Raw genomic sequence first — 1,042 nt, forward strand, 5'->3', positions numbered from 1 at the left:
CCTACCGGGGGATCCCGCTGCAGACGGCGTACTGCGGTGCCAAGCACGCGATCCAGGGGTTCAACGAGGCCCTGCGGACCGAGCTGCTGCACGAGAGGAGCGGGATCCGGAACACGATGGTGCAGATGCCGGCGGTGAACACCCCGCAGTTCTCCTGGGTCCTCTCGCGCCTGCCGCACCAGGCCCAGCCCGTGCCGCCGATCTACCAGCCCGAGGTCGCGGCCCGCGGGGTCGTCTACGCCGCGGCCCACCCCGAGCGGCGGGAGTACTGGGTGGGCGGGAGCACGGCCGCGACCCTGATCGCGAACGCGGTCGTGCCCGGGCTGCTGGACCGGTACCTGGCCAGGACCGGCTTCAAGTCCCAGCAGACCTCCGCCCCGCGGGATCCGGACCAGCCGGTGAACCTGTGGGAGCCCGCGGACGCCGACCGGGACTTCGGGGCCCACGGGATCTTCGACGACAAGTCCTCCCCCCGCAGCTACCAGCTCAAGGCCTCGCACCACCACGGCCTCGTCGCTGCCGTCTCGGGCGCGCTCCTGGCCGGGCTGGCCACCACCGCCGGCGCCCTCTGGCGCAAGGCCACCCGATGAAACCCCTCGGGTCAGTTTCTGGGTCCGAGGGTGAAGCGGCCGTCTTGGGTGCCTTGGCCGCCGTCGGCGTCGGCGAAGGCGGCCATGGCGGTGGCGACGGATTCCCTGGCGTCGGGGGGGACGCGTTGGAGGACTTCGGCGATGGCCCTGCGGCGGTGTCCGATCACGGTCTCGACGAGGTTCCTGCCCTCGGGGGTGAGGTCGAGCTGGAGGAAGCGCCTGTCGGCGGGGTCCTCGCGCCGGCTCAGGAGCCCGGCCAGGACGAGCCGTTCGCAGGTGCGGGTCGCGTTGGAGGCGTGCACGCCGAGCTCGCGGGCGACGGCGCCGAGGTTCTGCGGGCCGCGCAGCGCGATGAGCACCAGCACCCGCAGCTGCGGGCTGGTCACGACGTCCTCGACTTCCATGACGGACTTCGCGGCCACGCGCAGCAGGACGTCGGCTGCCCTCAGGAC

At 72.8% G+C, this 1,042-nt stretch carries 1 protein-coding gene and 1 pseudogene; one reads left to right on the forward strand and one right to left on the reverse strand.

All coding sequences use genetic code 11. From position 1 onward, the window contains the following. A pseudogene (locus tag LK10_RS04165) lies at nucleotides 1–590 on the forward strand (SDR family oxidoreductase); the annotation flags it as partial. An 11-nt stretch (nucleotides 591–601) separates the two neighbouring features. Here LK10_RS04165 and LK10_RS04170 read toward each other — a convergent pair. Then, nucleotides 602–1,042 (reverse strand): MarR family winged helix-turn-helix transcriptional regulator (locus LK10_RS04170; protein WP_052206937.1); only part of this gene is annotated, 441 nt, incomplete at its 5' end.

This window comes from Sinomonas humi (assembly GCF_000802235.1).
GTDB classification, from domain to species: domain Bacteria; phylum Actinomycetota; class Actinomycetes; order Actinomycetales; family Micrococcaceae; genus Sinomonas; species Sinomonas humi.